Source organism: Bacillus sp. PSXD-155 (assembly GCF_049310765.1).
In the GTDB taxonomy this organism is placed as follows: domain Bacteria; phylum Bacillota; class Bacilli; order Bacillales; family Bacillaceae_G; genus Bacillus_A; species Bacillus_A cereus.
This window is the reverse complement of record NZ_JBMOWC010000106.1, coordinates 1-5,534: the sequence shown is the minus strand read 5'-3', so window position 1 is coordinate 5,534 and position 5,534 is coordinate 1. Positions and strand designations below refer to the sequence as shown.

Below are 5,534 nucleotides of genomic sequence, written 5' to 3'. Positions count from 1 at the left end.
ATGTTTGGCTGTTTGCGTTGGTCCTAAATTACATCCATATCCGAATGTAGTAACAATATAACGTTCCGTAGGATTTTCTAATTTAGGATCAGATCCGGATAAAGGACCAAAATGTCTTGTCCAATGAGTCCAATGTTCTACATTACAAAGTATATCTAATACGGTTCGCTCTGGTAAACGTTGTATAATTTCTTTTTCTAATAATTTACTACTTGTAGATACATTTCTTCGTGCTAATCGTTTTAAAATAGGTTCGCCATCTTCTGTTATAATCACTTGTCCGTTATTTGGATAATTTAAATCTACCGTATTGGCAACAGAAGTTAATTTGTGTTTTAGTTGTTTAACAAAATTAGTAGGAGATGAAGGGAAATTAAGTTCTTCGCAATACTCCTTAACTATCGGTTCGCATTCTTCCCAAGGTAATAACTGTTTCCTATAATCAGCGTATTTTTCAGAACCTTGTACACTTACGTCACCTGTCTTTAATTCGGAAGCCAAATAGGAAAATATACAAAGTTCCAGACGTTTACGATACAATAAATTAGAGTCTTTTCCAACTCGAAGAGTTTGTCTCCATTGCTCGTTTGCGAATGATAAATCAAGATTAGTAGGAAGCTGTTCTACTCTCCGATTTTCATTTAGCAACAAAAATTGTAAAGCTTTTATAAGAGAATCATCCTGAGTCGTTGAATCCAATTCTAATAATGAAATCAATCGAAATAGAGTCTTTCTGTGACTGTTATAGAACTTTTCTAATAAAGGAAGATAATTATTCCTGTTATACGCCGAAATGGCTAAGCAATCTTGTTGCAAAGAATCGATACCGCCTTTTTCTTCAAATAACTCCGTTATTTTACTTCCTATCATGTTCGTATCATCATGCGTATGAGTTGTATGTAAAACTTCACTCAATATAGAAATAAGGTTTTCACTTATAGAACGTTGCTGTTCTCGTAAAAGAGCTAATTCTTCTTTTCCTCTTTTATGTATCCTAGCAATCCTTTTTAAAAACATATCTATTAAATTATCTCTTGTTACAATTTGTGAACGATAAATAACAGACAATAACAACATATACCTTTTAGCCATATGAAAGTCTTTTATTTCCGATGCATCTAAAGCTAGTGCTTCTGATGCAAAGTGTTTAATTTTAGAATTTGGAATCTCTTTTAATAGTTCCTCGATGTTCGACATAAATGATGTAATAAAATCTAATTTATTTTGTAGCTCTTTCATATGAGAAATTGAGGGGCTTTTAGGAAGTTCTTTAAAATAATTAAAACCAGAATGCTTGGTTTCTTGCGAAGTATAAAGTAATTCTTCAAGTTTATGTTTTTCTTGTTTTGACAACCGAGTCATAACTGTGTGACACAATTGGTTGTTAACCAGTGTTCGTACACGACGAGAAAGTCTATCTAAAGTACTGAATGCTGGCAATTCATAGCGTTCTTTAATTAATTCTTCAATTGCAACATTAATTAAATCCGGAGGATGATCCATCACATGAGAAGCATGATAGATAGCCTTTGTAGCTACATGCAAAGCATCTTTTCCAAATGCATATACCTGTAAATATTGACGAATTTCTTTTTGATGTCGATACATCACTTTTGGATTGAATTTAAGTTCTATTTCATCAGATATATTAAGACATGATCGAATATGTTGAAGCACCATCGGTGGAATATCCTTAGGACGTGGAAAGTAGCCTAATCGTTGAAAAGACTTTAACATGACTAAACAAATAAAAACTGAACTCTCTCCACGTGCTACACGATGTGCAAATATATTTTCTTCATGTGTAATCGTATAAATTGCTGCAAGTTCTTTCTTAGTTAAGTTTTGTTTAAACCTGGGATATGCTGTACGTTCAACTGAAGTCAATCTCATTCCTCCTAGTTAGAATTACACCAAAGGTGGTTGCGGACTCTTTCATCTTACGATAAAGAGTCCGGCTTTGTCTATTATGGGTAGACCCTAATCATCCATCGGTCGGTTATTGAAAACACTCGCTTTCGATTGTATGATTAGGGTGTATGATAATAGGTTAGAAAATGAGGTGGATTTTTAAAAATGAAAATTGCTTATGCTAGAGTTTCAACTTTAGATCAAAATTTAAATAGACAAATACAAACATTAAAAGAATTTGGAGCGAAAAAAATATTTACGGAACAAAAATCTGGTGCATCTGTTCATAATAGAGAGGCATTTCAAGAGGCGCTACAATTTGTTCGAAGTGGAGATACATTTATGGTAGAAGCTATCGACAGACTCGGACGTAATTATGATGAAATTATTGAGACTGTTAATTATCTAAAGAGAAAGGAAGTAAAGTTAATTATTACTAGCCTACCTATTATGGCAGAAGCAATTGGAAATTCTTTGTTAGATAAATTCATCAAGGATTTAATTATTCAAATCTTGGCTATGATTGCGGAACAGGAACGAACAGAAACGAAAAGGAGACAGGCACAAGGAATTTCGATAGCCAAACAGAAAGGTGTCTATAAAGGAAGACCTACTATCTATTCTCCAACAGCAAAGGACCCTCAAAAAAGATTAGTATACAATCGAGTAGTTGAAATGTTAAATGATGGCGAAGCCATTTCTCATATTGCAAAAGAAAACGGTATAACTAGGCAAACTGTATATAGAATAAAGAACGCCATATCTAATTCAGACAGTTATATGGAGGTATAAATGAAAAGTTCGGATTCTCAATTAAAAAGCCGCGGGAAAATTACACTTGAAGATTTACAACATTATAATACTCACTCAAATCTTGAATTATTAGAAATGATTAAATCAAAAGAAGCATATAAAAGAACTATCGCTATAAAATTACTATCAGAGAAAAAGGATTTAAATGATAATTTGATTCGTTTGTTTCTTCAAACTCTTACACAAGAAAACAAACTTTATACAAAAATTGAATTATGTGACGCACTTTCAAAAGGTAATGTTCAGTCTGCTAAGATGATGGTCGAATATTTAGGGCAGATAGGCAATAATCAACATAAAGTATTACCTACTAATGGTTTCAATAAGAAAAGTTATCCTTTGCCGAGGGATATTATCGCTAGAACTCTAGCTCATATGAAAAAAGAGATTCTACCAATTTTATTGGATGTACTAAAAACAGATAATATTCTTGCAATTAGAGAAGTCATTGATGCAATAGGCTTTATGTGTTTTTACCAAAAACTACATTCAAACCATCAAATTATCGATGCACTTTTACTATGTTTAAAGGCCAATTTCAAAGATGATATTACTCGATGGAAATTGGTTAGAGCTTTTGAAAGTTTTAACGATATCAATGTTATTCACACTCTTTTGGACATCGAAAAAAATGATGATCAGCCGATTATAAGAAATGAAGCCAAAAGGTCCCTGAGAATAATAAATAGCCGAACTGGCAATTAAAAAATGACTTATCTATTGATAAGTCATTTTTATATCTCAATTATCAACAATATAATTTAACAAAGCCAAAAAAGAAAAAATCCGATTCCAAAACTAATTGGGAATAAAAGTAAGTCTATGACCTATTTTTACACGTATCTCGGCTGTAACCCTCCTATCGTACTAACATTTTCAAGAATCATTTTTGAAAATCACCTACTTTATAATTTATATTATATCGATAATTCACTATCTTACTCGCATAATGTCCCTGTATTCTTGATTACTGCCTCTTCTTTCTGCTGTCATATAACGACTTCCCTACCATGATGAGAAATATAATAAATATAGTTATATAAGGGTTATCGAAAACTAGGAAATATACACTAACTGCAAACATGAATGCTAAAATTAAATATCCCAATTCCCCCACTTCGTCACGCCAAAAATATATTCATACTTTTAGTTCTTTCCTTCTTATTTAAGGTTTTAAAGCCTGTTTTTCTCACTTAAACAGGCTCTTTTATTTTCATAAAACCCCAAAATTAAGCAGTAAGGCTTCCTCCACTGACAGAGCCAATCGTACGTACTGATGTAACTATTCTAAGTGTAACCCCTAAGTTACAAGCTGTCACTAAACTTAATTACTAAAGTACTTTTGATTGAATGTATTTTTTTATCAATAGAATACTTTCTTATTGTTTTTTCATACGAATAAAAAACTTGTTAATCATATAAAAAACACATAATAAAATTAAGTTCTTATATTAAAATCTTACATCAACATATCCGCAAATGAAGTCCCCACATTATTCTTTCTTTTCATATGCTTCTCTAAATAGATTTTTGTTGTTTGGATATTTTCGTGACCTAGTGTTTGCATTAAATGATATAGATCTGCATTTCCTTGTTCAACTGCCATGATTGCAAATGCATGACGAAATGTATGTGCCGTTACAGGATTTTCGCGATACTGTAGAAAATCTAAATTTGTCTTTTTTATCATATCTGTTACCTGATTTGATAACGTTTTTGGATTATAAAAATTCCCTCTTTGATTTAAGAATAAAGGACTTTCATCTCCTCGATTCAATATAGTTTGAAATCCTCTTCTCCGTCTCATTTCACTAATACTTTGGAATAAATGCTCAGAAATGAAAAGTTCACGTACTTTATCCCCTTTTCCTGTGACTTTTAACCAATACTTTCCGTCATAATGTAAGTCTTTCACTCTCGCGGTGCACAATTCTTGAATTCTTGCACCGGTACTTGCTAGAGCTAGTAAAATTGTATAGTTTACTAAATGCCCTTGTTCTTTATAAAACCCTAAAATTTTCATTACTTCATCATAGGATAGGTCCCGATTTGGCCGATCCTGTTCATTTACATTAGCGCGCTGCAGTTCTTCATGAAGAGGCTTTTCAATATAAGAAAATACATGCAGATGTTTTAGAAAAGAACGAATGAGCACAGTTTTCTTTGCAAGTGTTGCGACCGCGTACGTATCCCCATTCCTACCGTTCTCTACCTGCTTCAACCAAGCATTATATTTACGAATATGCCAAGGCTGTAATGTTTTTAATAAAGAGTCATTTTGCTGTACCTCCTCCCCATTCAATTCAAATTCTTCTGCGTGCTGCACCATGCACTGACAAAATGACAAGATTTCGGACACATAACTCTTTTTTGTATCCCCTTTTCTATTCTTCTTTTCATCCATATCTTTTTGTAAATGTACAAAATGATAAATGACTTCTATATCACTTAAATACGTATATTTACTCTTTCCCTCTTTTTCTGCAACCTCCATCTTCTCTTCCACTTTATCTACATGACGATTGTTATGCAGAAATGGAATGATACCACTTATATTCTCTACATGTGTATCCATATATTTATTTTTGTTATTTATAATAGGTACATTTTCCTTTGTATTGTTATTACCCATAATTCGAATTCACCTCTCCTATTAAAGATTATGAATATAATATACTTTATTACCTATATGTATTATTTTATTTTACTTCTATCCATTATACAAATGATAATTCATTTTCGTTCTGTAAGAATACTATATTCTTCTATATTATCCTATACTTATGTTTTTTTATAATTTTTTAGTGAAT

The 5,534-nt window shown here is 32.0% G+C and carries 4 protein-coding genes; 2 read left to right on the top strand and 2 right to left on the bottom strand.

The annotated features are described in order from the left end of the window. A partial coding sequence (locus ACO6VI_RS32600; RefSeq protein ID WP_422424832.1) for a DUF4158 domain-containing protein occupies nt 1-1,887 on the bottom strand: 1,887 nt, incomplete at its 3' end. Between the two features lie 189 nt (nt 1,888-2,076). Between ACO6VI_RS32600 and ACO6VI_RS32595 the strand changes: the two genes are divergently transcribed. After that, nucleotides 2,077-2,703, top strand: a complete 627-nt coding sequence (locus ACO6VI_RS32595) for a recombinase family protein (RefSeq protein WP_098386518.1) — start codon at nt 2,077-2,079, stop codon at nt 2,701-2,703. Then, nucleotides 2,704-3,429 carry a HEAT repeat domain-containing protein gene (locus ACO6VI_RS32590; protein ID WP_098214526.1) on the top strand — a complete coding sequence of 242 codons (726 nt, stop codon included), beginning with the start codon at nt 2,704-2,706 and terminating at the stop codon, nt 3,427-3,429. Nucleotides 3,430-4,183: 754 nt separating this feature from the next. On the opposite strand, the gene ACO6VI_RS32585 is transcribed toward ACO6VI_RS32590, so the two are convergent. Beyond that, complete coding sequence (locus ACO6VI_RS32585) at nt 4,184-5,356, bottom strand: tyrosine-type recombinase/integrase (protein WP_422425166.1); 1,173 nt, start codon at nt 5,354-5,356, stop codon at nt 4,184-4,186. Nucleotides 5,357-5,534: the final 178 nt, after the last annotated feature.